Origin of the sequence: Corynebacterium sp. HMSC067D03, from assembly GCF_001811185.1 — a bacterium.
In the GTDB taxonomy this organism is placed as follows: domain Bacteria; phylum Actinomycetota; class Actinomycetes; order Mycobacteriales; family Mycobacteriaceae; genus Corynebacterium; species Corynebacterium coyleae.
In genome coordinates, this window is sequence record NZ_KV803820.1 from 24,599 (window position 1) to 50,495 (window position 25,897).

Below are 25,897 nucleotides of genomic sequence, written 5' to 3' on the forward strand. Positions count from 1 at the left end.
TACGATCAGCAGATGTACGAGCTTGAGTACCCCTCGCCCACCGTGGACAGCACCTCCCAATCGGGCCCGGCGCTGATTATTGCCATGCACGGCTACGCCGACGCAGGTCACGCAGTTGAGTCTGCAGCCGACCATCTTAAGGCCGCGCTAGAGACCCATACGGTGGCGACGTTTAGCAACGACGAGCTCATCGACTACCGCTCACGACGCCCAACGGTGACACTCGCCCATGCTGAAATCGCAGACGTTGCAGACCTGCAACTCGATATGCGGGTCCTGCGCGACAGCAAGGGCAAGTCTTTCTTGCTCCTGTCCGGGCCTGAACCGGATCTTCGCTGGGAAGCGTTTAGCAATGCAGTCGCCGACCTCGTCGAGCGTTTCAACGTGGATAAAACGATCTGCCTCTACGCTGCCCCTATGGGCGCGCCACACACTCGCCCCCTTGTGGTATCAGCACACGGCAACGACACCGACCTCGTCGGCTCGATGTACACCTTCGACGGTATGGTGAGCGTTCCTGGCTCCGCCGCAATTCTCATTGAGCGCGAACTCCACAAGCGTGGGCGAAATGTCGCAGGCTACACAGCGCACGTCCCGCACTATGTCGCTGCTTCTCCGTACCCGCACGCAACTTTCCAGCTCTTGCAGTCGGTAGAGGATTCCACCACGTTGACCTTCCCGCTTGGTTCGTTGGAAGGCGACATGAAGCGGGTCTCCCAGCAACTTGCAGAACAAACGACGAACTCCGCTGAGATCACCCATGTGGTCCAGGCCTTGGAGGAACACTATGACCAGGAGATGGAGGAATACCGTCGCCACCACCCGCAAGCCATGATGCCCGGTGAGGCACAGATGCCCTCGGGTGAGGAAATCAGCGAGGCTTTTGAGAACTACCTCACCGCCATCGAGGACCGAGACCGCAACCGTGGTCAACAGCGCAGTCTGCCTCACGATGAGGACACTGATCGGCGCTTGCGTGACTACTACTTCATCGACCCCGACGCTGAAGAAGGTGACGGCGACAGTGACGACGACAGCGAAGGTGACACCGGCGCAACATCCTAAATGCTGATGGGATGTCGGGGCGGTCAGCTACGGTGGTGAGCGTGACGCTCACTGATATGCTCTCCGACATTGCCGAAGCACCTGAGTCCCTCTTCGAGGACGTGGTGTGGGACTCGTTTACCTCGTGGACCGAGTCCCGCGGTATCAGCCTCTACCCTGCTCAAGAGGAAGCTTCGCTAGCGTTGCTCGCTGGCGACAACGTTATCTTGGCTACCCCAACTGGATCCGGGAAGTCCATGGTGGCCAACGCGGCGCATTTCATTGCCCTCGCCCGTGGACAACGATCGTTTTATACGGCGCCGATTAAGGCACTGGTAAGCGAGAAGTTTTTCGCGCTGTGCGAGATTTTCGGCGCTGAAAACGTCGGCATGATGACCGGTGACGCAACGGTGAACTCCAATGCGCCAATCATTGCAGCCACAGCGGAGATCGTCGCAAATATCGCGCTACGAGAGGGCGAGCATGCACGGATCGACCAGGTCGTCATGGACGAGTTCCATTACTATTCCGAGCCGGAGCGCGGATGGGCCTGGCAGGTTCCGCTCCTCGAGTTGCCAAAGGCACAGTTTCTGCTGATGTCGGCGACACTAGGCGATACTGCGTGGCTCGAGGAGGACCTGACGAAACGCACCGGGCGCACCACCACTTATGTGGGCGGCGCTGAGCGTCCCGTTCCGCTGGATTTCCACTATGTGTTCACGCCGGTGCACGAGACGATTGAGGAGCTGCTCGCCGACGGCAAGGCACCGATCTACGTTGTGCATTTCTCTCAGCGCGAAGCCACCGAACGAGCGCAGGCGCTGACCAGCATGAAAATCATTACGGATGAGGAAAAGCAGCGGATCGCTGAAGAGATTGGCAATTTCCGCTTTACCACCACGTTTGGCAAGACGCTGTCCAAACTTGTGCGTCGTGGCATCGGAATCCACCACGCAGGCATGTTGCCGAAGTACCGTCGCCTTGTCGAACGGCTTTCCCAAACCGGCTTACTGAAGGTCATCTGCGGTACAGACACGCTCGGTGTGGGGATTAACGTGCCGATTCGTACAGTGCTCATCACTGGGTTGGCCAAATACGACGGAACTCGCCAGCGCATCTTGAAGTCGCGTGAATTCCACCAAATCGCAGGCCGCGCAGGTCGCGCAGGCTACGACACCGAAGGCACTGTAGTGGTGGAAGCACCCGAACACGAGATAGAAAACGTAAAGCTGCGCCGCAAGGCGGGTGATGATCCGAAGAAACTCAAGAAGATACGGAAGAAATCTGCCCGCGACGGTGAAGTTTCCTGGTCTGAGAACACTTTTGAACGTCTGAAGGTCGCTGAACCCGAAGAGCTGACAAGCCAGTTCAAGGTGAGCAACTCGATGCTGCTCAACGTGGTGGCACGCCCTGGTGACGGCTACGAGCACATGCGCAAGTTACTGCGCGACAACCACGACAACCGTGCGAAGCAGAACAGGGACATCCTCACCGCAGTGGAGCTATTCCGTGGGCTGATTAACGCTGGAGTGGTGGAACGTACTCCGGACTCTCCCGCGTTTCGCCCATACACGCTGACGCAGGAGCTCGACCGCGACTTTGCGCTAAATCAACCTCTCGCTCCGTTCGCACTGGCGTTTCTTACCCTGCTGGATCCGGAATCGGATACATACACCCTTGATGTCATCTCAGCATTTGAAGCGATCCTCGACGACCCGAGGCAACTCCTCCAAGCGCAAGAGAAAGCCGCTCGTGGAGAAGAAATTGCTGCGCTAAAGGCTGAAGGTGTTGACTACACCGAGCGCATGGCGATTATTGAGGATGTCACCTATCCGAAGCCATTGGCCCACGAGTTGGACGAAGCGTTCGATACCTTCACCCAAGGCAACCCATGGGCGAAGGAGTTCGAGCCGTCGCCGAAGTCTGTGGTGCGGGACATGATCGAGCACGCAATGACGTTCTCCGATCTCATTTCCACATATGGGCTGGCGCGCTCCGAAGGTGTGGTGCTTCGCTACCTCACCGATGCTTGGCGCACGCTCTCCTACTCCATCCCCGATGCCTACATGAACGACGAGCTCGAGGACATCGTCGTATGGCTCGGCGAGATGATTCGTCAGGTGGACTCGTCGCTCATCGACGAATGGGCGCATATGACCGGAGAAGACGAACCTGTCAGCCAGGAAACCATCGACCGAGAACTGGCCTTTGGTGTGCAGGACCCATCCGCGCTGACCGCCAACCGTCGTGCGTTCACAATCATGGTCCGAAACTACTTCTTCCGGATGGTCGAACTGTTCGCCTATGAGAAGGAAGAAGAGTTGGCCGAGATGCTCGACTACCTCGAGGCAGACGAGCGGGTGGACTGGCCAGGGGCGATGGACGACTACTTCGACGAGTACGACGATGTCGATCTTGGCCCAGATGCACGTGGCCCTGAGTTCTTCCACATCGGTGATCAATCCGGCAGATCGTGGCAGGTCACCCAGATTATTAACGACCCCGAAGGCGACAACGCGTTCCAGATTCACGGTGTGGTGGATCTCGACGCATCCGATGAAGCGGGTGAGGTTCGGGTCTCCTCGTTGGAGTTTCGGGGCCAGTAGAAGCCGTCGCGCTAAACGGAAAGCTCTAATTTGCCCCAAAACACAGCAACCCCGGCTAGATTGTGTGGAGCAAACTTTGGTTCTAGCGTGACAAGGAGCACAACGTGACGCGCACAATTGTTGTCGGCGCCGGCATGACCGGTCTGTCAACCGCATGGCACCTGCAGGAATACGGCCATGAGGTGGAAGTTCTCGAACGCATCGATGTTGCGGCCGGTTCTTCCTGGGGCAACGCCGGCTGGTTGGCACCGGGAAAGACGATCCCGCTGTCCAACTCGAGCCTGTGGGCATACGGCCCGACCGCACTGTTTGATAAGCACGCAGCCTTGGATGTGCCGGTGCGTTTCGACCCGAAACTGTGGCGCTTCTGCGCCAACTTCATGGCACACGCGACGGGACGCGCATGGGACAAGACCATGGCTCGCCTCACTAAGGCAGATATTGCTTCCCTCGCTGCTTTCGACGAGCTCGAAGCAGGTGGTGTGAAGGCCTCCACACATGAGGGTCCGTTCATCATCGGTTTCGAAAACGAGGGCAAAGCCGCCGGCTTCCTCAAGGAAGTCGAAGGCGCTCAGCGTCACGGCCAAGATATTCCTTTCGAGCAGATCACGCTTGACGACGCCCGCACTGACGCCCCGATGCTGACCGAGAAGGTCGGCGCAACCTACCGCATGGGCGGTCAGCGCTTCATCGAGCCGGGTCCGTACTGCCGGGCCATTGCAGATTCGATTATCGAGCGCGGTGGCAAGATCACGACGGGTGTTGAGGTCGTAGAGGTCACCTCCACCCGCAAGCCAGCCGTGAAGCTTTCCACCGGGGAGTGGCTGCAGGCCGACAACGTTGTTTTGGCAACCGGTGCGTGGCTTCCGTCCTTGGCTAAACAGCTTGGTGTGAACACGATGATTCAGGCTGGTCGCGGCTACTCCTTCTCGGTTGAGACAGCTGCGCCTGCTACCTGCCCGGTGTATCTGCCGGATCCAAAGATCGCCTGCACCCCGTACCAGGGTCGCTTCCGCATCGCAGGCACGATGGAGTTCCGCGGCCCGGATGAGCCGTTCCAGCCAGGCCGTATTACCTCGATGATTCACTCGACGAAGCCGTTCTTCCGTGGCATCGACTGGGAAGATCGCCAGGACGAGTGGGTCGGTTCCCGCCCGGTCACTCCGGACGGTCTCCCACTGGTTGGCGCGACGAAGGTGCCAAACGTGTACACCAACGGTGGTCACGGCATGTGGGGCATCATCCTGGGCCCGCTGTCCGGCAAGATGCTGGCAAAGCAGATTGTGACCGGCGAGATCGACGAGACGATCAAGCCGTTCGACCCGCTGCGCGGCCCGTTCGGTGGCCTGTAACGCACCAACGTTTCAAACCCCGTCACTGCACTATGCATGTGGCGGGGTTATTTTTATCCCCCGTTTTCCCCACCCGTCAACGCTGTGCGCTGCAGGTTTCCTCGCACGACTCGTGCGACGGCATCTAATTGCATTGAAAATCGCAGTTGTGCCTTATCTTAATTCCTGTCACATTGGTCAGTTATGAGTGATAAGGAACACAAATGCCACAACTGAGCACCAACCAGATCGCGCCGTCGAATAGCGATGACCTCGAGGCAGTAATCGAGGCAGCTGTTGCTCGCGCCTACCACTGGATGGAAGCTACCGCCGAAGCAGACGCCGACGACGCCTCCACCCAGCAGCTCGCTGAGTTGCTTCGCGACGAAAACGGTGTCCGCTTCACCATGGACTTCGTTGACCGCGTCATGCGCCCGGAAAGCAACCGTGTCGCAGCACACGCACTGCGGGCGATCACGCGCGGTGTCGACGCCCGATTCCTCGGCCAGATCAACTCCCTACTCGTCGGAATTGGTGCTTTCGTCGGCCCATTCCTGCCAAACGTAGTTGTTCCTGCGGCACGTGCCCGTCTCCGCCAGCTCGTTGGCCACCTGGTTCTCGATGCCGAAAGTGACGCACTGAACAAGCTGCTCGACAACGCGCAGCAGCGCGGCGAGCAGCTCAACTTGAACCTGCTCGGTGAGGCCGTCCTCGGCGAGAAGGAAGCAACAGATCGTGCAGAACGCACCCTCAATTTGATCAAGAACCCACGCGTTACCTATGTGTCCGTCAAGGCATCGTCGATGGTGTCGCAGCTCAACCACTGGGATTACGACGAATGCGTTCGATTGGTCAAGGACCGCATCCGCCCGCTGTACCGCGCTGCGCGCGACCGTAGCCCTCAGGTGTTCATCAACATGGACATGGAGGAGTACCACGACCTGCATCTCACGCTGGACGTGTTCACGCAGCTGCTCAGCGAGGAGGAGTTCAAGGACTACCAGGGCGGCATTGTGCTTCAGGCGTACTTGCCGGACACGCTTGGTGCACTCGAGTACCTGGCCGACTTCGCCCAGAAGCGTGTGGCCGACGGTGGCTCCAAGATCAAGATCCGTCTGGTCAAGGGTGCGAACCTGTCCATGGAACGCCACCACGCTGAAGTCAAGGGTTGGGAGCAGGCTCCGTACCTGACCAAGGATGAGGTGGACGCAAACTACTACCGCCTGCTGGATTTCATCCTGCGCCCTGAGTTTGCAGATGCGGTTTCTATCGGTATCGCTTCGCACAACCTGTTCACGTCTGCGTTGGCATACGAGCTGGCACAGCGCCGCGGTGTCACCGCGATGATCGACTCTGAGATGCTGCAGGGCATGTCCCCTGCGCAGCAGGAAATCGTGCGCGAGGTGTACGGCGACCAGATCCTCTACACCCCGGTTGTCGGCCGCGAAGACTTCGACGTGGCGGTGAGCTACCTGGTGCGTCGTCTCGAAGAGAACGCTGCCCCGCAGAACTTCCTGCATGCCCTGTTCGCTCCGAAGACTGAGGACCGCGATCCGATTAAGGAGCAAGAGAACGTCTTCCGCTGGGCTGTCGGCAACCGTTGGGACGTGCACAATGGCCCGAACCGCACGCAAGACCGTAATACGGAAACTGAGCGCCACGTCGCACATGCTTCCGCAACGACCGGCCGCTTCTTCAACGAGCCGGATACGGATCCTGCCCTTGAGGCCAACCGTGCTTGGGCGATCAAGCACCTGAGCACTCCGCCATCGATCGACACCGGTGAGGAGATCACCGATCCGGTTGCTATCCGCGACAACATCGCGCGCGCACTCGAGGCGCAGAAGGCGTGGGGCGCGCTGTCCGCGAACGAGCGTGCAGAAGTGCTCGAGGCGATTGGTGACGAGATCGCGCGCCGTCGTGGCGAGTTCATCTCCGTTGCTGCGCACGAGGCTGGCAAGACTGTCGACCAGTCCGACCCGGAGATCTCCGAGGCTATCGACTTCTGCGACTACTATGCAGATAGCGCCCGTCACCTCGACGACATTGAGGCAGAGTTCGAACCGAACAAGCTCACGGTGGTTGTTCCGCCGTGGAACTTCCCGGTCGCTATTCCGACCGGTGGTGTCATGGCGGCGTTGGCGGCAGGCTCCGCTGTGGTCCTGAAGCCGGCACCGCAGGTAACGCAGTGTGCCAAGCTGATCGCGGATTGTATCCAGGCAGTCTTCGCAGAGAAGGGCATCGACCCGGATACGGTGCAGTACGTTCGCGCTGACGAAGGTGAGGCGGGCAAGGCACTGCTTACCGACGACGCCGTGGACGCCATCATCCTCACCGGCGCATCTGAGACAGCCCAGCTGTTTAAGTCGTGGAACCCGCAACTTAACGTCATGGCTGAGACCTCGGGCAAGAACGCCATCATCATCACGCCGTCCGCCGACCCGGATCTGGCGATCAACGACCTGTACCTGTCGGCGTTCGGCCACTCCGGCCAGAAATGCTCCGCTGCGTCGTTGGCAATTCTCGTCGGCTCCGCGGCCGAGTCTGAGCGTATTCGTGGCCAGCTCCTTGACGCTGCTTCCACTCTCGTGGTCGGCCCAGGCACCGAGCTCTCCACCACGATGAACGGCTTGATTGAAGCTCCGGGCGAGAAGCTGCAGCGCGGTTTGACCAAGCTCGAACCGGGCGAGAAGTGGTTGCTCCAGCCGAAGAAGCTCGATGATGAAGGCAAGTTCTGGAGCCCCGGTATCCGCGACAACGTTAAGCCTGGCTCCTGGTACCACCAGAACGAGTGCTTCGGACCGGTCCTGGGCATCATGCACGCCAAGGACCTCGATGAGGCTATTGAGTGGCAGAACTCCACCGGCTACGGCTTGACTGCGGGTATTCACACCCTTGACGGCGACGAGATCAATACCTGGCTCGACCGTGTGGAAGCTGGCAACGTCTACGTCAATCGCGGTATCACCGGTGCAATCGTGCAGCGTCAGCCGTTCGGTGGCTGGAAGAAGTCCTCGGTCGGCCCAGGCGCGAAGGCTGGTGGCCCGAACTATGTGGCACAGATGGGCACGTGGCGTGACCGTGATGGTGTGGCTCCGTCGCCGGGCGTGAGCATCTCCGCCGATATCCAGGAGCTGCTGGAGGTGTTCCGCCCGAACGTCGATGCAGAGGATTACGGCTGGCTCTCCCGTGCTGCTGAGTACGACCAGCGCGCATGGGACCGCGAGTTCGGTCGTGGTCACGACCACTCTGGTCTTCGCTCGGAGGCGAACATCTTCCGTTACCGCAACACGCTCGAGCCGGTCGTGATCTACGTCGGTGAGAACTACCGCTTGCGCGATGTCTACCGCCAGCTGCTCGCAGCAGCGATCACCGGCTCCGAGATCCGTGTCGTTGCTCCTGCGGAAATCGCCTCGGATCTGGAGGCTGCTGCGATCACGGTCGATGCGAACCGTGTGGAAGGCACCCCGTCGCGCATCCGCGTTATCGGTGATGCCCCAGCAGACATCTACGGCGACATCACCACCGCCGTTTTTGATAGCCCGGCGCTCATCGACGGTCGACGTGAGTTGCTCCCGTACCTACTGGAGCAGGCCATCTCCGCAACCCTGCACCGTTTCGGCGTCATCCACGACCCGGCCGGCATCAGGAACTAGTCCCCCACTAACCGACACAACCCTGGGAGAACCCGATGACTACGAAACCACCACCATCGGAAGCATCAACTCGTCCTAAAGCTGGCGTCATTCCTGACGAAGATGCCGGCTTGCAGAAAGGGCTGTCCACCCGTCAGATCAACATGATCGCAATTGGCTCGGCGATCGGTACCGGTCTGTTCCTTGGCGCAGGTTCGCGCCTTGAGGCCGCCGGACCGTCGCTAGCCCTGATGTACCTGCTCTGCGGTTTCATCGGATACCTCATCCTGCGGAGTCTGGGTGAGCTCATTGTCCACCGTCCAACCTCGGGTTCGTTCGTGTCCTACACTCGCGAATTCTTTGGCGAGAAGGCCGCATACGTCTCGGGCTGGTTGTACTGGTTCAACTGGGCAGCGACCGCCGTTGCTGACGCGACAGCGCTTGCGATCTACATCCGCTGGTTCGGCCAGTTCTACGGTTGGATTAACGACATTCCGCAGTGGGTCATCGCACTTGCGATCATCGCTCTTGTGACGGGGATGAATCTCGTCTCGGTGAAGTTCTTTGGCGAGATGGAGTTCTGGTTCTCCCTGATCAAGGTGGCGTTCCTGCTCACGTTCCTCGCGGTCGGCATCTTCATGGTCATCTTCGGCAATCCGAGTGGTGATCTGACTGGCCTGACGCTCATCTCCGATCACGGTGGCTGGTTCCCGAACGGCGTACTGCCGGCACTGATCGTGATCCAAGGCGTCGTGTTCGCTTACGCAGGTATCGAGCTGCTGGGCACGACCTCTGGTGAGGCAAAGAACCCCCGTAAGGACATCCCGAAGGCGATTAATGCTGTTGTCTTCCGCCTGCTGGTGTTCTACTTCGGCTCCGTGCTCCTGCTGTGCATGCTGCTGCCGTACACCCAGTACTCCGGTGACGAGTCACCGTTTGTGACTTTCTTCAACTCCATCGGCGTGCCGTACGCCGGTCCTATCACTCAGTTGGTGGTCATCACCGCTGCGTTGTCCTCCCTGAACGCCGGCCTCTACTCCACGGGCCGCATCATGTACTCGCTGTCCAAGGCCGGTTCCGCACCGCAGTGGGCAGGCAAGGTCACCAAGGGTGGTGTGCCCTACGGTGGCATTCTGATGACCACCGGCGTCGCCCTGTTCGGCGTTGTGCTCAACTACTTCGTGCCGGAGGCAGCGTTCGAGGTTGTGTTGAATATCGCGGCACTTGGCACGATGGCGTCCTGGGCGGCAATTTCCCTGTCGCACATGCGCTTTGTGCGGCTGGCCCGGCAGGGCAAGTACACCCGTCCGGATTACCGCGCACCATTCTCGCCGTTCACCGATATTGTCTCGCTGCTGTTCCTTGGGCTGGTTGTCGTGCTCATGGCCTTCGACTACCCAATTGGCACCTGGACACTGATTGTGTCGCTGCTGATGTGGCCGGCGCTTGCATTCGGCTGGTTCAAGGTCCGCGATCGCGTTGAATTCATCTCGCGTTCGCACGTGAACTACGAGCACGTCACTGGTGAACAAGCACCCGACATTGATCCCCCAATCGTTACCCATTAATCCCCTCTTACTTTGAAAGGAAGCTTCCGTATGACTCAACTTGTCGACGTCACCAACATGTGCCGCTGGATCGACCACCACGGTGTGGAGAAGATCATCGCCGGCATCCTCGAATACATCGAAAAGGACTTCGTCCGCTGGGAGGAATTTGACAAGATTCCGCGCGTGGCCAGCCACACCCCTATCGGTGTCATTGAACTGATGCCCACCTCCGACTCAATCGAATACGGATTCAAGTACGTCAACGGCCACCCGTCGAACCCGGCTCGTGGCTTCCAGACTGTGACCGCTTTCGGTTTCCTGGCTGACGTAGACAACGGCTACCCTACGTTTGAAGCCGAGATGACCTTGCTCACCGCACTTCGTACTGCTGCAACCTCCGCAATGGCGGCAAAGTACCTCGCGCGCAAGGACTCTGAAGTCATGGCGATGATTGGCTCCGGTTCCCAGTCAGAGTTCCAGGCGCTCGGGTTCCGTGCGGCATTGGGTATCGAGAAGGTCCGCATCTTCGACATCGACCCGGACGCGATGGAGAAGTTCCGCCGCAATATCGAGCCGCTCGGCATCGAGGTCTACATCGCCGACAGCGTTGAGGATGCGCTCGAAGGCGCAGACATCATTACGACCTGCACCGCCGACAAGGCGCAAAACACCATCCTGGATTACTCCCTGGTTCGCCCTGGTGTGCACATCAATGGTGTGGGTGGTGACTGCCCGGGCAAGACGGAGCTTGATCCGCGCATTCTTGACGACGCCACCGTGTTCGTCGAATTCCCTCCCCAGACCCGCATCGAGGGCGAGATCCAAAACAAGGGCGAGGACTTCGAGGTCGTCGAACTGTGGAAGGTCATCGCAGGCAAGGTCCCGGGCCGCTCTAGCGATGAGGAGATCACACTGTTCGACTCGGTCGGCTTCGCAATCGAGGACTTCTCCGCCCTGCGCTACCTGCGCGACTCGACTGCTGGCACCGACTTCCAGACCTATATTGAGTTGGTCGCCGATCCGGATGATCCGAAGGACCTGTTCTCCCTGACCACCAAGGTGCTCAGCCCCATGTAGAGCGCTCTGCCTAACGACGAAACGCCGCTGGCCCCGAACAGAAAGGTTCGGGGCCAGCGGCGTTTAATCGTCGATACGCGCTAGTGGCTTAGCGTGCGTCTTCGATAGTGATCGTCTGGGCAACAGCCTGGACAACACCGGCAACCTTGATGGACTCCCAGACCTGCTCCTTGGTCAGGCCTTCCTCGCGGACGGTGTTGGCGTGGGCGACGGCGCAGTGCTCGCAACCATTGATGGTGGAAACGGCGAGCGACCACAGCTCGAAGTCAGCCTTTTCCACGCCCGGCTTGGAGATGATGTTCATGCGAAGACCAAACTTCACATTGGCGTAGTCATCGCCCAACCAGCCCTTCGCGCGGTATGCGACGTTGTTCATCGCCATGACGGTGGCGGCACCGAAGGCTGCGTCGATGGCCTCCTCGGAGAGGTGCTCCTTGGCCTCGTCGGTGATCTCGGAGATGACGGTTGCGTTGCGGGTCGCGGCCGCGGAGGCGACGAGCGTGCCCCACAGTTGCTGCTCATTCAGCTCGGTCGAGCGGGTCAGCGAACCGAGGTTGAGCTTCTGATCCTTGGCGTACTCGGGAAGTGCGTTGCGCAGGTTATCGATAGACATACGTTGATCCTTTCGGTTGGTATGGGAACGCCCCGCCACTCCAGCGTTAAGGAGCGCGGGGCGGCACGGAAACTAAAGTTCGGGTGCTACTTCAGGGACTCCTGGACCACAGCCATCTTGTCGATGTTCTTGGTCGGGTCGTTCTTCTGCCAATCGCAGGCGCAGACCTCTTCAGACTGCAGAGCGTCGAGGACACGCAGGACCTCGTCGACGTTACGGCCAACAGCGTCCGGGGTGACGGACACGAACTGGATGATGCCGTCCGGATCGATGATGAAGGTTGCACGGTCTGCAACGCCGTCAGCGTTCTCAACACCGAGGGCGCGGATCAGGTCGTGGCGGATGTCCGAGAACATCGGGAACGGGATGTCCAGCAGTTCCTCGTGGGTTGCACGCCAGTTGAAGTGCGAGAACTCGTTATCGATGGAGCCGCCGAGCACCTGGGTGTCGCGGTCCTCGAACTCCTCGTTGAGCTTGCCGAATGCGGCGATCTCAGTCGGGCAAACGAAGGTGAAGTCCTTCGGGTAGAAGAAGATGACCTTCCACTTGCCCTCGTACTTATCCAGGGAGACGCGCTCGAAGTAGTCGTCCGGGGAAGCAGCGTTAGCTTCCTTCAGGTTGCCACCCTTCAGTGCGAGAAGGTCGAACTCCGGAAAACGCTCTCCAACGGTCATGATCGGCATGATGATCCTCCAAAAGAATCTGGTCAAACGAATGTGTTTCGGACGTAAAACAGTATGACACAGTTCGCAGAAGGTTGCAACCAAAAACCTATTAGCCGGTGTAGGATTCATAAGTATGAGCAATCGAGAGTATAAACCGACACTCGCACAGATCCGTACCTTTGTCACGGTTGCAGAACAGAAACACTTTGTGAGCGCAGCAGCGAAACTTGGCATCTCCCAGCCTTCCCTGTCACAGGCTTTGGCGTCGCTTGAAAATGGTCTTGGCCTGCAACTTATCGAGCGTTCCACCCGGCGCGTGATCGTCACCCCCACCGGTGAAGCGCTGTTGCCATATGCGAAGGCAACCCTCGACGCTGCCGATGCTTTTCTTGCCCAGTCGCGCGGAGCGCTCGGCGAGCTCGCCGGCCCACTGAACATTGGCATCATCCCTACAATTGCGCCGTATCTCCTTCCGGGAGTGCTTATTGGGATCGAGGAAAACTACCCGGATTTGGAACCGCGCATCGTAGAAAACCAAACGGATCAACTGTTAAAAATGTTGCGCGACGGGCAACTCGATCTGGCAGTGCTTGCCACTCCGACGCACGCACCAGGTTTGGAGCAATTGCCGCTTTACGACGAGCCGTTTGTGGCAGTGACCAATCCGGACGATCCACTTGCCGGCCGCACCAATCTGGGGCTGGACAGCCTGAAGGACCTCAACCTTTTACTACTGGATGACGGCCACTGTCTCCGGGATCAGATTGTGGAGCTGTGCAAGATCGCTGAGGCAACTCCCAGCGCGCGCAAGCATGCTGTGACACGCGCATCGTCACTGACCACGATCGTCCAGTTGGTCGTGGCAGGGCTGGGGTCAACGTTGATTCCGGCCTCCGCGGTAGGCACTGAGTGCTCTCGCCCCGGAGTCGCTTCCGCAACGTTTGCAAACGGCGTACAGGCGCAACGCACGGTGAGCTTGGTCTACCGCGCGTCCTCGCAGCGTGTTGCGGAGTTCGAGCAGTTAGGGCAACTCGTGAAGGCTTCGTATGAGCGGGCCCTGGAATCAGGTAAATCCCTGCTTCCGCGCTAAGCTCTGCCTCTGGCTATGACTGATCATTCTTCCTCCTCCCCCGCCCCGCCGAAGCCGCAGCTCTACGATGCGCTCGATGCTATACCGATTGCGGATGTTCGACGGTTCCGTAGGCGACTCAAAAATGCGAGCGCGCCGGATGCGCTGCGGGCGATTGGGAAGGATATTGAGAGGGCACGGGGTGTCGTCGAGAAGCGCGATGCTCTGATCCCTGAAATTACTTACCCGGAAAACCTGCCGGTGTCTGCGCGCCGCGACGACATCATGGAACTGGTGCGCGACAACCAGGTCGTTGTTATCGCCGGCGAGACGGGATCGGGCAAGACCACCCAGATTCCAAAGATGCTGCTGGAGATGGGGCGTGGCCGGCGTGGACTGATTGGACACACGCAGCCGCGCAGACTCGCCGCTCGCACCGTTGCGGAGCGCATCGCCGACGAGCTCGGCCAGGACATCGGTGAATCTGTCGGCTACGCCATTCGTTTCGACGACAAAGTATCCCCGTCTACTGCGGTCAAGCTGATGACGGACGGCATCTTGCTCACAGAGATGCAGCGCGATCGCTTCCTCAACGCGTACGACACGATCATTATCGACGAGGCCCACGAGCGCTCACTCAACATCGACTTCCTGCTGGGCTACCTCAAGCGACTGCTGCCCAAGCGGCCGGACCTCAAGGTGATTGTCACATCTGCGACCATTGACCCGGAGGCATTTGCCAGCCACTTCGCCGACGCCGAGGGCAACCCAGCTCCGATTATCGAGGTCTCCGGGCGTACTTACCCAGTCGAAATCCGCTACCGACCACTGGTTGAGCAGATTCAGAAAAAAGACGGCTCCATCAAGGAGATTGACACCGACTTGATCGACGGTGTCGTCGCCGCCTGCAAAGAACTTATGGGTGAGGGCAACGGCGACATTCTGTGTTTCTTCTCTTCAGAGCGCGACATCCGTGACTGCATGGAGGCGATTGAGAAGCAGCACTGGCGTGACGTTGAGGTTGTTCCGCTGTTCGGTCGCCTCTCCAACGCGGAGCAGCACCGTGTGTTCTCCCCACACTCGGGTCGTCGCATTGTGTTGTCGACAAACATCGCCGAAACGTCTCTGACCGTGCCGGGCATCCACTATGTGGTGGACACTGGCCTGGCGCGTATCTCGAGGTATTCGACACGCACCAAGGTCCAACGTCTGCCTATCGAGGAAATCTCCCAGGCTTCCGCGAACCAGCGTTCGGGCCGATCGGGCCGTACCGCCGACGGCATTGCCATCCGCCTGTATTCGGAGGAGAACTTCGAAGCGCGCCCAGAGTTCACTGACCCGGAGATTCTGCGCACAAACTTGGCGTCAGTCATCTTGCAGATGATCTCGCTGCGGCTTGGGGATATCAATGAGTTCCCCTTCATCCAGGCGCCTGACCATAAGGCGGTCCGCGACGGACTTATGCTGCTGCACGAATTGGGGGCGATCTCGCAAAAAGAACGTGGTGGCGCACCGACCCTCACCAACGTTGGCCGCGATATTTCCCGCATTCCTGTGGACCCCAAGATGGCCCGCATGCTGGTGGAGGCCAATCGCCTCGGCGTGCTCGATGACGTCACTGTCATCGTCGCAGCCATGACCATCCAGGATGTTCGAGAACGCCCCTTGGAGTACCAGGCCCAGGCCGACCAAGCACACGCCCGCTTCAAGGACAAAGAGTCCGACTTCCTGTCATCGCTGAAACTGTGGGATTACATCGGCGACTCCCGCGACGAGCTGTCCGGCAACGCATTCCGTAAGCGTATGAAGCGCGAGTTCCTCCACTACATGCGCATCCGTGAGTGGCGCGATCTTGTCCGCCAATTGCGCGACGTGGAGCGACAGCTCGGCTGGTCTCCCGCCGATAGTGTCGCGGGTGAGCGCGATGCAGCTGCAGTCCACCAGTCGCTCTTGACTGGTTTGCTCTCCAATATCGGCGCGCGTGACGGCAATTCCAAAGAGTTTCAGGGAGCGCGCGGGACACGGTTTATGGTCTTTCCCGGCTCGTCGCTGGCTAAGCGGCCTCCGGAGTTTCTCATGGCCGCTGAACTCGTCGAAACGTCACGGCTCTGGGCTCGTGACGTAGCCAAGATCGAACCTGCTTGGGTTGAGCGTGCCGCCGGCGACCTGCTCAAACACTCCTATTCGGAACCTGTGTGGTCGCGTAAGCGTTCCGCAGCGATGGTCCACGAAAAATCCATGCTTTACGGCGTGACCATCGTGCGTGATCGGCTTGTTCCCTACCACCGGGTGGATCCTGCCGCTGCGCGCACAATGTTCATCCGCCACGCGCTGCTGGAGGGCGATTGGAACCGTCACCATAAGTTCATCGACCACAATGAAGCGTTGCTTGCGGAAGCAGCCGAGGTCGAGGAAAAGGTTCGCCGCCGCGGCCTTGTCGTCGACGAAGATACGTTGTTCGACTTTTACGACGCTCGCCTGCCCGACAATGTCACCACCGCTCGCCACTTTGATTCGTGGTGGAAGAAACAGCGTGCGAAAGACAAGCATTATTTGGACTTCGATCCGAACGCATTGCTTGACGACGACAACGTTGACGCCTCTGCGACCGCCTTTCCCGAGGCCAAGCGCCAGGGCTCCGTGGAATACGCACTGCGCTACAAGTTCGAACCGGGCGACCCGTTTGATGGAGTCACTGTCGAGGTACCCGTGCCACTCCTGGCAAACCTTGACCCTGACGGCTTCGATTGGCTCGTCCCAGGCTTGCGCTCTGAACTCGCTGCCGAGATGATCCGCACCCTACCGAAGGCGTTACGTAAAACCGTCGTCCCCGCCCCCGACTTTGCGCAGCGTGCACTCGAGGTAATGCCCGAGGACGTCAACACGGACATCCCGTTTACTGAAGCGCTCGCCGATGCGCTTCGAAGCGTTGGTGGCCGCGGTATTAACGCCACGGATTTCAACCCCCAGGCGTTGCCACCGCACTTGCAGGTTACCTATGCGGCAATCGACCGCCGCGGCAAGATCGTCGACCACGACAAGGATCTCGCAGCGTTAAAACGCCGTCAGGCGGGCAAGATTAAGTCGTCTGTATCCAAAGCTGGACGCCAATCGGAGTCTGAGTCTGTAAAAAAGTGGACGTCGGACTCGCTCGGCGCTGTACCGGAGACTGTGACCACAACAATCGACGGTAACGAGGTTGATGCTTACCCAGCACTCGAAGCTACAAAAGACGGTGTCAAGGTCACGGTGCACCCGACGAAGGCTGCTGCCGACGCGTCGATGGTCACTGCGACACTGACGTTGCTGTTGCGCGAAATCAGCGTTAATGCGCAGCAGATGACCAAGGGCCTACCGTTGCGCCATAAGGTCGCTGTTGACCGCTATCCCCATGGCGGAGCAAATGGCCTGGTCGAGGATGCTCGTGTATCGGTGATTCGTGATCTGATGATGTCGCACGGAGGCCCGGTGCGCACTCCGGAGGAGTTCGACGCCCTTCTCGCCGAGATTAAGCCACAGGTCTCGGGTGGTGTAAGGCGTGCTGTGGTCAACACTGCTCCAGCGCTTGCCGCGTACGCCGACATTTCGGTGGAGCTCGATCAGTGGGAGGGGCCTGCGATTGATGACATGCGTTCGCAGCTCGCCTTCTATCTCCCCCGTCACGCGATAACGGTTCATGGGGTGCAGCACTTACAGCATTTGCCGCGCTATATCGATGCGATGCGGATCCGGCTGGAGGATATGCGTCTGGACCCGGACCGAGATGCTGACCGCCAGGCAGTTGTCGATGGGGTGAAACGCTACCTTGCTGATCATATGAAGCGACTTCCCGCACAACGGTCGAAGACGCGGGCCTACAAGGATATTCTTTGGCTCATTGAGGAGTTGCGGGTCAGTTTGTTCGCGCAGCGACTTGGCACTCCCCGACCGGTCAGCCAGCGCCGGATTGAGAAGAAAATTGATGCGCTGCGCTAGCGATATTCTTCGCGGTCGCGCCGACGCATAAGCCTGATTTCCGACTCGAAATCGTCGGCACTTTCAAACGACTTATACACAGATGCGAAGCGCAGGTATGCAACCTCGTCAAGCGCACGAAGTGGCTCGAGTACTGCCAAACCAATCTCGTGAGCAGGAACCTGCGAGCTGCCCTGCGCACGCACGATTTCTTCGACTTCTTGTGCGAGGCGCTTCAGTGCATCGTCGGAAACGTCCCGACCTTGACATGCACGCCGCACACCAACGATGAGCTTGTCGCGGTCGAACGGCTCACTTACTCCATTACGTTTGACGACGGTGAGTACCGCGTTTTCAACAGTGGTGAATCGACCACCGCATTCTGTACATTCACGGCGACGGCGAATTGCAGAGCCTGCTTCGACAAGTCTGGAGTCAGCGACTCTGGTCTGTTCGTTATGACAGAAGGGGCAATACATAGGGCTCAGACTACCCCTCTAGCGGACCACCTCCGAGTCTGCGATGAAAACCGGCTGGGACGACCCCGGCACCTGGCCTGCATCACTAAACACTCCACCAAACGCAGAGCCGGCTAAAAGCGCTCCAGTCAGCAACGCTGCTAAGACGAAACCTTCCTTGCCCTCGCGGTGAGATTCGAATGCCTCAGATACATATTCCCGACGTCCATGACCTAGGTTCTCTGTACGCTCACCCTTTCGATCAATAACGTCAAGCGTTCGAACACCGCTATAAACACCGCTACGATCTCGTCCTGGATTAAGGTCCCACACCTCGACCGGCTGCGCTAACCGAGGCGTCCGAGATACACCGCAATCGCTCCCATACCCACTGTTCACTGCTGGATTAATCGTTACCGACATTTCACTCTCCTTCAATCTCGTGCACCACTGTACGAATGCACTCGACATGTTCGAATATGTAATCGTTTGTATGTTCGATTCCGCTTACATGTTCGATTTATAGCAAAGCGAGCAAATACTGTCTAGCCCAAAGTGGAAAATATCGAACAAACTTGCCCTATCTGGTAGGTTCTATGCCTACAGACCTAGAAACAGAGACACGCGGAAAGAGGAAAAGCAGTGGCAAAGAAAAAATCTGACGCAGGCAATCTCGACATGAGCACACTTTCAGACAGGCAACGTCGAATCCTTCAGGTCATCCAAGACGCCGTTGTACTCCGCGGCTACCCGCCAAGCATCCGTGAGATCGGCGACGCTACCGGGCTGCAATCAACCTCATCCGTGGCATACCAGCTCAAGGAACTGGAGAAGAAGGGATTCCTGCGCCGCGACCCCAATAAGCCGCGTGCCGTGGATCTGCGCCACCTGCAACAGACAACCAAACCGAAGCGCAAGACCCCCCAGCAGGACACACCCGAGGACGCCACTCCCGCGCGTTACGTTCCAGTTTTGGGACAGATAGCAGCTGGCGCGCCAATCCTGGCCGAAGAAAACGTCGACACGTATTACCCACTTCCTAGTGACCTACTCGGCGATGGCGACGTTTTCATGCTTCAGGTTGTTGGAGAGTCCATGCGCGATGCTGGCATCCTCAACGGCGACTGGGTTGTTGTACGTTCGCAGCCTGTTGCCGAGGAAGGCGAGTTCGTCGCTGCATTGCTTGACGGCGAGGCGACAGTCAAAGAGTTCCACCGCGATTCCACCGGTGTGTGGCTCCTTCCCCACAATGATGCGTTTGCCCCAATCAAGGGCGATAACGCAGAGATCATGGGGCGTGTTATTTCCGTTTTCCGCACCCTTTAGCGGGAATTTGCCCTCTTTTAGGGGCAAAACAAACACAATCGCAGACATCCGGGCATGAATGTCTGAAATACTGAGTACTCCGACCAAAACGTTTGAGGAGTGCGATGTACGCCGAGGAGCGCAAACGCCAGATTGCGTCACTTACTGCTGTGGAAGGCAGGGTGAGCGTCGCTGAACTCGCGGAGAAGTTCGATGTCACTGCCGAAACGATCCGCCGCGACCTCACCGCACTTCACGCCGATGGGATTGTGCACCGCGTACATGGTGGTGCTGTTGCAAACCAAGCGTTTCTCACCTCTGAACTCCCGCTCGATGCCCGGTCTCGTGCGGCATCTGATGCGAAAACCGCGATCGCGAAAGCTGCACTGGATTTTCTCCCCCGCCACGACAACGCCGCGATTTTTCTGGATTCTGGCTCTACAACCAGTTACTTTGCACAGTTGCTTTGCGAGGGCACCCGCGCTCAAGACTGCTCTATCGTGACAAATTCGCTGCCAATCGCCCTGGATCTTTCCTCCGCAGGCCTTGATGGCGTACAGCTTCTTGGAGGGTCAGTTCGTGCAATTACGCAAGCGGTAGTTGGTGCGACTGCACTTCGAACGTTGGCATTGCTCCGCGCCGATGTCGCATTCATTGGTACCAATGCTCTGACGATTGACCACGGCCTATCTACCGCCGATTCTCAGGAAGCAGCCGTGAAATCGGCCATGGTCACAAATGCCCAGAAGGTCGTGGTCTTGTGTGATTCATCGAAGATCGGCAACGATTACCTTGTCAGTTTCGCACCCCTCGATGCCATCGACATCGTCATTACCGATAGTGGTGCACCTGAGACATTCCTCGAAGATCTCGAGCGCAATGATATTGAGGTCGTTCTTGCGCCGGTGACATCCAGCACACACTAATTCCGATTGTGTGGGATTCGTTGCAAAAACGGATACAATCGGACACACTGGTTGTGTGAGCAGCACAAAGAACACGGTGCGGGTAGTCACCCTCACCCCAAACCCCAGCATGGATGTGACCGTAAACGTCCCCGTGCTTAAACGCGGTGAGGTTGCGCGGATTTCCCAGACCCGAAAGGAGGCGGGTGGAAAAGGGGTCAATGTCGCGCACGCGTGTGCCAAAGCGGGCATTCGAACCATCGCGATTGCCCCCTGTGCCCCCTCCGATCCGTTTGCGGACGTCATCCGTGAACTGCCGGTGCAGTTTCACCCCGTTGCTATCGCGGCATCGGTGCGAACCAATACTGCGATTGTTGAAGATGACGCAACAACGACAAAGATCAACGAACCAGGAGCGAGGCTTTGCGACGACGAAAAGGCGGCCGTTGAATCAGCTATAGATTCAGTCGTCGCAGACGCTGAAGCCGTCGTTCTTGCAGGATCGCTTCCCCCTGGTGTCCCAACTGACTGGTACGCAGATCTTGTGGAGCGCATCCGTCGGGTTAATGCTGGCGCGCTGGTCACAGTGGATACTTCCGATGCACCGCTGCAGGCAATTGGTGAGCGACTCGATACGAGCGCGCCGGACGTGTTGAAGCCAAACGCGTTTGAGCTCGCGCAGCTCACCGGTGGCGACGGCAGCGCATTGGAGCGCAGCGCTTCCGAGGGCGACTACGCCGCCATCGTTTCGGCAGCACAGACACTGATTCACCACGGGGTCAACGAAGTACTGGTCACCTTAGGCGGCGCCGGTGCATGCTTAGTTACTCGCGCTGGCGCGTGGGCGGCGACCCCACCTCCAGTCACGGTGCTCTCAACCGTCGGCGCTGGTGATAGTTCGTTGGCTGGCTACCTGATGGCACGGATCGCCGGGGATGAACCAGCCGAGTGCCTCCGCCGTGCAGTGGCGTACGGCTCGGCTGCGGCGTCGCTGCCGGGCACTGGCATCCCCTCTCCTTCCGATATCGACCTTGAACACACTCACGTGTTCCCCGTATAACTGCATGAAAGAAGACAACGTGAATCAACCTCTCATCACGCCAAAACTTGTCACGCTTGATGCTGACCTTGGCGTTTCTCCCTCCGATGTCATTGGCCAGCTCGCTGCACGTATCGCAGATTCTGGCCGTGCGACTGATGCTGCAGCGGTGGCTGAGGCAGCCATCGCGCGTGAGGCTAAGGCCGGCACCGGCGTGAACGGACGGGTCGCTATCCCGCACTGCCGTAGTGCCGCTGTCACCGAACCCACGCTTTCGTTTGCCCGGCTGTCCAACCCTGTTGACTTCAACGGCCCCGACGGTGACGCCGAGCTGGTGTTTCTCATTGCAGCACCTGAAGGCGGCGGCAAGGCACACTTAAAGATTCTCTCGAAGCTCGCCCGCGCACTGGTCCGCGGCGATTTCGTTGATAACCTCCGCTCCGCCGCGTCCGAGCAGGAGATCGTGGATCTTGTGCACGGCGTGGTCAATGCTGAACCGAAGAAGGCTGAACCGAAGAAGGCTGAGCCGAAGAAGAAGGCCGATGCGGTGGTGTCGTCGCAAAGCAATGCGCCAATTCGTATTGCAGCGGTCACATCGTGTGCGACCGGCATTGCACACACCTACATGGCAGCGGATGCACTGACGCAAGCAGCTAGCAAGCGCGACAATGTTGATCTTCGTGTCGAGCCGCAAGGCTCCTCCGGTGGGGATCCGCTCGACCAGGCGTTTATCGATTCCGCTGATGTGGTGATTTTCGCCCATGATGTCGCTGTTCGCGGAAAGAGTCGCTTCGCGGGTAAGCCCGTGGTCGACAGTCCAGTCAAGCGTGGTGTCAACGAACCTGACGCGATGATCGATGAGGCGATCGCCGCATCGAAGGACCCAAACGCACCTCGAGTAGCTGCAGCGTCGAAGGCAGATAGTGACGACACCGCGTCTGCCGCGACACAGAGCTGGCCCAAGCGCATCCAACAGGCGATCATGACCGGCGTTTCCTACATGGTGCCGTTCGTCGCCGCCGGTGGCCTGCTGTTGGCCCTCGGATTCCTCTTCGGCGGCGCGGACATGGCGAATGGCTGGCAGGCACTGGTCACCGAGCACTCCCCGACTAACCTGCCTGGCAATCAGATCACTGTGGACGGCGAACTCATTGCGTTCAGGCGCTCCGGCTGGTTGCTCTACCTCGGCGCAGTGCTCTTCGCCACTGGGCAGATGGCTATGCAATTCGTCGTGCCGGCACTGTCCGGCTACATCGGCTACGGACTCGCTGGGCGCCCGGGTATCGCACCTGGCTTCGTCGGCGGCGCAATCTCCGTGATGGTCGGCGCTGGCTTCATCGGTGGCCTGATCACCGGTTTGCTCGCAGGTGTGATTGCGCACTGGATTCAGACGTGGAAGGTTCCGCGCTGGCTGAGCTCGCTCATGCCGGTGGTGATCATCCCGCTGCTGACATCGCTGTTCATCGGCGTACTGATGTTCCTGCTGCTGGGCCGTCCGCTCGGCGCTGTCATGGAAGGACTCACCGCGTGGCTGGAGTCCATGTCCGGTTCGTCTGCCGTGATGCTTGGCGTGATTATCGGCTTGATGATGTGCTTCGACCTGGGTGGTCCGGTGAACAAGGCTGCTTACCTGTTCGGCACCGCTGGCTTGTCTGCGGGTACCCAGGGTGCGTACGAAATCATGGCTGCGGTGATGATCTCGGGCATGGTGCCGCCGATCGCGCTGTCTATCGCCACCTTCCTGCGTTCCTCGCTGTTTACCCCGGCTGAGCAGGAGAACGGAAAGTCTGCCTGGCTGCTGGGCCTGTCCTTCGTATCTGAAGGTGCGATCCCGTTCGCAGCTGCAGATCCGTTCCGTGTGATCCCTTCGATGATGCTTGGCGGTGCAACCGCAGGTGCGGTCTCGATGGCCCTTGGTGTGGGTGCGCAGGCACCGCACGGTGGCGTGTTTGTGATCTTCGCCTACCACCCGTGGTGGGGCATGCTCGTGGCGTTGGCTGCCGGTGTCGCGGTGGCAACGCTCGCTGTTGTGGCGCTCAAACAGTGGTGGCCTAACGATGAGATCCGAAAGGCTGCGAAACGCGAGGAAGAACTCGTGTCGGCTTAAGCACAAGGGCGTACACTCGACTGCAAAACGCATTCTTGAAAAGCCGCGTGAAAGGAAAGTTGCATTATGGCTTCGAAGACGGTCAAGGTCGGTTCCACGGTTGGTCTGCACGCTCGTCCGGCGACGGTGATTGCGGACGCTGCTGGTGAGTACGATGACGAGATCCTGCTTACCCTGGTCGGCGGCGACGAGGACGATGAGACTGATGCTGCGTCCTCGCTCATGATCATGGCGATGGGTGCAGAGCACGGCGATGAGGTCATCGTCACCTCTGATAATGCCGAGGCGGTTGAGAAGATCGCCGCACTGATCGCGAAAAATCTCGACGACGAGTAAAAGCTTCTTGCTTAGCGACGACTACGCCCGGGCAACCACAGTGGTTGCCCGGGCGTAGTCTTTTTGATGGGTGAGGTTAGCGGAACTGGCCTTCACCAATATGGTCGTAAGCCCACCGCATCATCGGATAGATAACGATGATGCCAACGGAGCCGAGGGCGATGCCTTCCAGGGTGACCTGCCCGACCTCGAAGGTGAGGTTGCCGATGCCGACAATCAGCGCGACGGCAGCTGCGGTGAGGTTCGCCGGGTCAGTGAAGTCGACCTTGTTGTCCTGCCAGATACGCACGCCAAGCATGCCGATCAGGCCGTAGAGCACCAAGCACGCGCCACCGAGCACGCCGGCGGGAATGGTGAAGATGACGGCGCCGAACTTCGGGATGAACGCGAGGATGATCGCGAAGGTGGCAGCCACCCAGTACGCAGCGGTGGAATACACCTTGGTCGCGGCCATGACTCCAATGTTTTCGGCGTAAGTAGTGGTGCCGGAGCCGCCGAAGCCACCCGCCAGGGTCGTGGCGATGCCATCGCCGATCAGTGCCCGGCCCTGCATGTGGTCCAGGTTGCGGTGGGTCATCTCGGCGACCGCCTTGACGTGTCCGACGTTTTCAGCAATGAGCACAACAAGCACCGGAAGTGTCACTAGCACGGCAGAAAGGTGGAACTCCGGAGTGTGGAACTGCGGCAGGCCAACCCAGGCGGCGTCACCGATGGTGGCCAGCGCGTCCTCGCTCAAACCGCCAGTGAGCGCGGCGAAGAGCCAACCCACCAACACACCAATCAGGATGGACAGTCGGGAAAGCATCCCGCGAGTTGCAACCGTGACCACCACGATGGTCAGCAAAGTCACGCCTGCAACAGCAGGCTGGGTTTGTACGTTACTGACCGCAGTCGGTGCGAGGTTAAAGCCGATCAACGCCACAATCGCACCTGTGACTACAGGGGGCATTACGGCGTCAATGACGCGTTTGCCGGCTTTTTGCACGATCACGCCGACAAGGATGAGCGCCACACCCGTCAGCAGCACGCCACCGAGTTGCGATCCAATGCCATACTGCTGAGACGCGGTCAGCGGGGCGATGAAGGCAAAAGAAGAGCCGAGGTAGCTCGGCAACTGGTTCCGGGTGATCAGCAGGAAGATAATCGTGCCAAGTCCGGAAAACAGCAACGTGGTGTTTACTGGGAAGCCAGTGAGCGTGGGCACCAGCAGTGTTGCGCCAAACATAGCCACCACATGCTGCATGCCGATGCCGATGGTGCGCGACCACGACAGTCGTTCGTCGGGAGCGACAACCGCCCCGGGTTTCACATGGCGTCCGTCGCCATGCAGGGTCCAACCAATTGAGTTCGTCACGAGTCTTCATTATGGCCCTCGCGCGCTTTGCATAGCTAATCGCAGCCGCAGCAGTTCGAGCGGGTAAGTTGCTCCTCATGGACATCATCATTCGACGCACCCCCGAGGAAGTCGGCGCATACGCCGCCGATTGCATCGAGCCGTTCGCACGCCAAGGCGCCACCATCGGCCTTGCGACCGGATCCTCACCCAACCCAACCTATAAAGAGCTCATCCGCCGACATCGCGAAGAAGGCTTGAGCTTCGCCAACTGCAAGGCCTTCTTGCTGGACGAGTACTACGGCATCCCTCGTGACCACGAGCAGTCTTACTACTCGACGATCCGCCGCGAGTTCACCGGCTCTATCGACATTCCGGATTCGTCCGTTGCGTCTCCCGACGGCGAGGCCGCCAACCCCCAGGCAGCAGCTACCTCCTACGACCACGCCATCCGCCACGCGGGCGGTGTAGATATCCAAATTCTCGGCATTGGCGCAAACGGACACATTGCGTTCAACGAGCCGACGAGTTCGCTGCGCTCCCGTACCCGTCTCATCGACCTGCATCCACGCACGATCGAGGACAATGCACGCTTCTTCGATTCTGCCGACGAGGTCCCGCGCCAAGCCCTGACACAGGGCATCGGCACCATCCTTGAGGCACGCCACCTGGTGCTTATCGCCACTGGCCCGGCGAAGGCTAACGCGGTACAAGCACTCGTCGAGGGGCCTCTGTCCGCATCGTGCCCGGCATCGGCACTGCAGCTGCACAACGCCGCGAAGGTTGTCGTAGACGAAAGCGCCGCCGAGATGCTCACCGGGGCCGAAACCTACAAGGCGTTCGACCCTTACTGGCGCTAACACCGGGGTC

18 protein-coding genes are annotated in these 25,897 nt (G+C 59.2%); 14 read left to right on the top strand and 4 right to left on the bottom strand.

Annotation, left to right across the window (positions count from 1 at the left end; translation table 11 throughout):
• Window positions 1-12 precede the first annotated feature (12 nt).
• From HMPREF2785_RS05870 to HMPREF2785_RS05895, 6 genes are all read left to right on the top strand, one after another.
• Window positions 13-1,065 carry a PAC2 family protein gene (locus HMPREF2785_RS05870; protein ID WP_070614511.1) on the top strand — a complete coding sequence of 351 codons (1,053 nt, stop codon included), beginning with the start codon at window positions 13-15 and terminating at the stop codon, window positions 1,063-1,065.
• 56 nt (window positions 1,066-1,121) lie between these two features.
• On the top strand, window positions 1,122-3,650 hold the full coding sequence (locus HMPREF2785_RS05875; RefSeq protein ID WP_070614658.1) for a DEAD/DEAH box helicase: 2,529 nt from the start codon (window positions 1,122-1,124) through the stop codon (window positions 3,648-3,650).
• A gap of 104 nt (window positions 3,651-3,754) precedes the next feature.
• Window positions 3,755-5,002: an NAD(P)/FAD-dependent oxidoreductase gene (locus HMPREF2785_RS05880; protein ID WP_083308899.1), complete on the top strand. Its 1,248-nt coding sequence runs from the start codon at window positions 3,755-3,757 to the stop codon at window positions 5,000-5,002.
• 203 nt (window positions 5,003-5,205) lie between these two features.
• Window positions 5,206-8,637, top strand: a complete 3,432-nt coding sequence (locus HMPREF2785_RS05885) for a bifunctional proline dehydrogenase/L-glutamate gamma-semialdehyde dehydrogenase (protein WP_070614512.1) — start codon at window positions 5,206-5,208, stop codon at window positions 8,635-8,637.
• A 35-nt stretch (window positions 8,638-8,672) separates the two neighbouring features.
• Complete coding sequence (locus tag HMPREF2785_RS05890) at window positions 8,673-10,184, top strand: amino acid permease (protein ID WP_083279407.1); 1,512 nt, start codon at window positions 8,673-8,675, stop codon at window positions 10,182-10,184.
• A gap of 30 nt (window positions 10,185-10,214) precedes the next feature.
• A complete protein-coding gene (locus tag HMPREF2785_RS05895) occupies window positions 10,215-11,243 on the top strand; it encodes an ornithine cyclodeaminase (protein ID WP_070422346.1) in 1,029 nt (342 codons plus the stop codon).
• Between the two features lie 88 nt (window positions 11,244-11,331).
• Here the strand turns inward: HMPREF2785_RS05895 and HMPREF2785_RS05900 are convergent, their stop codons facing one another.
• Both HMPREF2785_RS05900 and HMPREF2785_RS05905 read right to left on the bottom strand, forming a co-directional pair.
• The gene (locus HMPREF2785_RS05900) at window positions 11,332-11,856 is read right to left on the bottom strand and encodes an alkylhydroperoxidase, AhpD family (protein ID WP_070483800.1); all 525 of its coding nucleotides are present in this window, start codon (window positions 11,854-11,856) and stop codon (window positions 11,332-11,334) included.
• A gap of 86 nt (window positions 11,857-11,942) precedes the next feature.
• Window positions 11,943-12,539 (bottom strand): peroxiredoxin, encoded by a 597-nt coding sequence (locus HMPREF2785_RS05905; RefSeq protein WP_070422344.1) that lies wholly within the window; start codon window positions 12,537-12,539, stop codon window positions 11,943-11,945.
• 115 nt (window positions 12,540-12,654) lie between these two features.
• Here HMPREF2785_RS05905 and HMPREF2785_RS05910 point away from each other — a divergent pair, with 115 nt between their 5' ends.
• Together HMPREF2785_RS05910 and hrpA are read left to right on the top strand one after the other, a co-directional pair.
• Complete coding sequence (locus HMPREF2785_RS05910) at window positions 12,655-13,611, top strand: hydrogen peroxide-inducible genes activator (protein WP_070614513.1); 957 nt, start codon at window positions 12,655-12,657, stop codon at window positions 13,609-13,611.
• Between the two features lie 15 nt (window positions 13,612-13,626).
• Window positions 13,627-17,565, top strand: coding sequence for an ATP-dependent RNA helicase HrpA (gene hrpA / locus HMPREF2785_RS05915; protein ID WP_070614514.1), 3,939 nt, complete (start codon window positions 13,627-13,629; stop codon window positions 17,563-17,565).
• Here the strand turns inward: hrpA and nrdR are convergent.
• Entirely contained in the window at window positions 17,562-18,023 is a 462-nt protein-coding gene (nrdR, locus tag HMPREF2785_RS05920) for a transcriptional regulator NrdR (RefSeq protein ID WP_070422341.1), read from the bottom strand. The two genes, hrpA and nrdR, sit on opposite strands and share 4 nt — an antisense overlap.
• Before the next feature lie 657 nt (window positions 18,024-18,680).
• Here nrdR and lexA point away from each other — a divergent pair.
• The 5 genes from lexA (at window position 18,681) to HMPREF2785_RS05945 (ending at window position 23,694) form a co-directional block, all read left to right on the top strand.
• Window positions 18,681-19,328, top strand: coding sequence for a transcriptional repressor LexA (gene lexA, locus HMPREF2785_RS05925; protein WP_070422402.1), 648 nt, complete (start codon window positions 18,681-18,683; stop codon window positions 19,326-19,328).
• Window positions 19,329-19,432: 104 nt separating this feature from the next.
• The gene (locus tag HMPREF2785_RS05930; RefSeq protein ID WP_070451043.1) at window positions 19,433-20,233 is read left to right on the top strand and encodes a DeoR/GlpR family DNA-binding transcription regulator; all 801 of its coding nucleotides are present in this window, start codon (window positions 19,433-19,435) and stop codon (window positions 20,231-20,233) included.
• Window positions 20,234-20,288: 55 nt separating this feature from the next.
• On the top strand, window positions 20,289-21,272 hold the full coding sequence (locus tag HMPREF2785_RS05935; RefSeq protein ID WP_256374915.1) for a 1-phosphofructokinase family hexose kinase: 984 nt from the start codon (window positions 20,289-20,291) through the stop codon (window positions 21,270-21,272).
• 19 nt (window positions 21,273-21,291) lie between these two features.
• The gene (locus HMPREF2785_RS05940) at window positions 21,292-23,358 is read left to right on the top strand and encodes a PTS fructose transporter subunit IIABC (RefSeq protein WP_141750648.1); all 2,067 of its coding nucleotides are present in this window, start codon (window positions 21,292-21,294) and stop codon (window positions 23,356-23,358) included.
• 66 nt (window positions 23,359-23,424) lie between these two features.
• On the top strand, window positions 23,425-23,694 hold the full coding sequence (locus HMPREF2785_RS05945) for an HPr family phosphocarrier protein (protein ID WP_070422337.1): 270 nt from the start codon (window positions 23,425-23,427) through the stop codon (window positions 23,692-23,694).
• A gap of 76 nt (window positions 23,695-23,770) precedes the next feature.
• Here the strand turns inward: HMPREF2785_RS05945 and HMPREF2785_RS05950 are convergent, their stop codons facing one another.
• Window positions 23,771-25,048: a uracil-xanthine permease family protein gene (locus HMPREF2785_RS05950; RefSeq protein WP_070451040.1), complete on the bottom strand. Its 1,278-nt coding sequence runs from the start codon at window positions 25,046-25,048 to the stop codon at window positions 23,771-23,773.
• Window positions 25,049-25,125: 77 nt separating this feature from the next.
• On the opposite strand from HMPREF2785_RS05950, the gene nagB reads away from it, so the two are divergent.
• Window positions 25,126-25,887: a glucosamine-6-phosphate deaminase gene (nagB, locus tag HMPREF2785_RS05955; RefSeq protein ID WP_070614517.1), complete on the top strand. Its 762-nt coding sequence runs from the start codon at window positions 25,126-25,128 to the stop codon at window positions 25,885-25,887.
• Window positions 25,888-25,897 lie beyond the last annotated feature (10 nt).

Coding starts and splice junctions, on each gene's coding strand:
- HMPREF2785_RS05870 (WP_070614511.1), top strand. CDS start 13: ATGTACGAGCTTGAGTACCCCTCGCCCACCGTGGACAGCACCTCCCAA.
- HMPREF2785_RS05875 (WP_070614658.1), top strand. CDS start 1,122: ATGCTCTCCGACATTGCCGAAGCACCTGAGTCCCTCTTCGAGGACGTG.
- HMPREF2785_RS05885 (WP_070614512.1), top strand. CDS start 5,206: ATGCCACAACTGAGCACCAACCAGATCGCGCCGTCGAATAGCGATGAC.
- HMPREF2785_RS05890 (WP_083279407.1), top strand. CDS start 8,673: ATGACTACGAAACCACCACCATCGGAAGCATCAACTCGTCCTAAAGCT.
- HMPREF2785_RS05895 (WP_070422346.1), top strand. CDS start 10,215: ATGACTCAACTTGTCGACGTCACCAACATGTGCCGCTGGATCGACCAC.
- HMPREF2785_RS05900 (WP_070483800.1), bottom strand. CDS start 11,856: ATGTCTATCGATAACCTGCGCAACGCACTTCCCGAGTACGCCAAGGAT.
- HMPREF2785_RS05905 (WP_070422344.1), bottom strand. CDS start 12,539: ATGCCGATCATGACCGTTGGAGAGCGTTTTCCGGAGTTCGACCTTCTC.
- HMPREF2785_RS05910 (WP_070614513.1), top strand. CDS start 12,655: ATGAGCAATCGAGAGTATAAACCGACACTCGCACAGATCCGTACCTTT.
- hrpA (WP_070614514.1), top strand. CDS start 13,627: ATGACTGATCATTCTTCCTCCTCCCCCGCCCCGCCGAAGCCGCAGCTC.
- nrdR (WP_070422341.1), bottom strand. CDS start 18,023: ATGTATTGCCCCTTCTGTCATAACGAACAGACCAGAGTCGCTGACTCC.
- lexA (WP_070422402.1), top strand. CDS start 18,681: ATGAGCACACTTTCAGACAGGCAACGTCGAATCCTTCAGGTCATCCAA.
- HMPREF2785_RS05930 (WP_070451043.1), top strand. CDS start 19,433: ATGTACGCCGAGGAGCGCAAACGCCAGATTGCGTCACTTACTGCTGTG.
- HMPREF2785_RS05945 (WP_070422337.1), top strand. CDS start 23,425: ATGGCTTCGAAGACGGTCAAGGTCGGTTCCACGGTTGGTCTGCACGCT.
- nagB (WP_070614517.1), top strand. CDS start 25,126: ATGGACATCATCATTCGACGCACCCCCGAGGAAGTCGGCGCATACGCC.